The sequence below is a fragment of the Paracoccus versutus genome, from assembly GCF_000763885.1.
In the GTDB taxonomy this organism is placed as follows: Bacteria; Pseudomonadota; Alphaproteobacteria; order Rhodobacterales; family Rhodobacteraceae; genus Paracoccus; species Paracoccus versutus.
The window spans coordinates 1-1,208 of the sequence record NZ_JRKO01000163.1 but is presented as its reverse complement, the minus strand read 5'-3'; the positions used below and the strand labels follow the sequence as shown (position 1 = coordinate 1,208).

2 protein-coding genes are annotated in these 1,208 nt (G+C 65.9%); both read left to right on the top strand.

Annotation, left to right across the window (positions count from 1 at the left end; genetic code table 11):
* Window positions 1–250 precede the first annotated feature (250 nt).
* Window positions 251–571, top strand: coding sequence for an H-NS histone family protein (locus IT40_RS26435; protein WP_036761496.1), 321 nt, complete (start codon window positions 251–253; stop codon window positions 569–571).
* 88 nt (window positions 572–659) lie between these two features.
* Window positions 660–1,202, top strand: coding sequence for a plasmid pRiA4b ORF-3 family protein (locus tag IT40_RS26430; protein WP_243700297.1), 543 nt, complete (start codon window positions 660–662; stop codon window positions 1,200–1,202).
* Window positions 1,203–1,208 lie beyond the last annotated feature (6 nt).

The following is a 1,208-nucleotide window of genomic DNA, read 5'->3' as shown; positions in this document are numbered from 1 at the left end:
CGGCGAGGAGCGCTTCGACATCGCCTTTGCGATGCGTGTCGGGGCATTGGACGGCCGCCAGCCAGAGATCGGGCAACGCGCCCTTGAACGATTGCGGGCCGCATTGAAACCGGCGGGACGGCTGTTCATCGACACGGGGCATCCGGTTCGGGAGATCAGGCTGGACAGGTGACGGGCTATGGATTGAGCGCGGGAATCGCCGTTGAACCCCTGCTGAATTAAACGAGCGGCATAACAACAGGGGACGCTTATGGCCGATATCGACCTGAATGCCTTGTCGCTGGCCGAACTGAAGCAGCTGGAAAAGAACGTGGCCAAGGCGATCGCCTCCTTCGAGGATCGCCGCAAGGCCTGTGAGGCCCGTGCGGGGGCGGAAGCGGTGGCAAAAGAGCACGGTTTCTCGCTGAGCGATCTCGCGGAAATCGCCCAGTCGCAAAAGCGTGCTGCCGCGGCGCCGAAATACCGCCATCCGGAGAATCCGGAACTCATCTGGAGCGGTCGCGGCCGCAAGCCCGCCTGGATCGTCGAAGGGCTGGACGCCGGCAAATCCCTCGAGGACTTCGCCATCTGACCGGGGCAGGGGAGATGTTCCAGCCTCCGAATGCGTTCGGCTGCATGTCTCCCTGGCCGGGATCGAGCCGGAGATCTGGCGGCACCTGGTGGTCCCTTCCGACTGGACGCTGGACCGGCTGCACCTGGTCCTGCAGGCGGCATTCGGCTGGACCGACAGCCATCTGCACGAATTCCGCATCGGCGGGTTGCGCTACGGTGATCCGGCCCTGCTGGACGACGGCTTCGGCGGCCCCCCCGTTTTCGACTATGCCGAGGTCCGGCTGCAGGATTTCGTCGGGCGCGACGCCGGCTTCACCTATGCCTACGATTTCGGGGACGGCTGGGAACACCTGATCCGGATCGAGGACTGGCTGGCGCTCGACCCGGCGCCTCGCCATGCGCTCTGCCTCGAAGGCGGGCAGGCAAGGCCGTCCGAGGCTGTCGGCGGGCCGCGAGGCTACGCGGATTTCCTCGGGATCATCCGCGATCCGGCGCACGAGGACCATCGCTCCACGCTGCGATGGGCGGGTGGGCATTTCGATCCGGAATGGTTCGATCTCGACCTGATCAACAAGGATCTGCGCAATGCGCAGCGCGCGAACGCGCGGCGCCGGCGGCATCCGCCGAGGCCGAAGGCGCAGAAGGGTTAGCTGCGC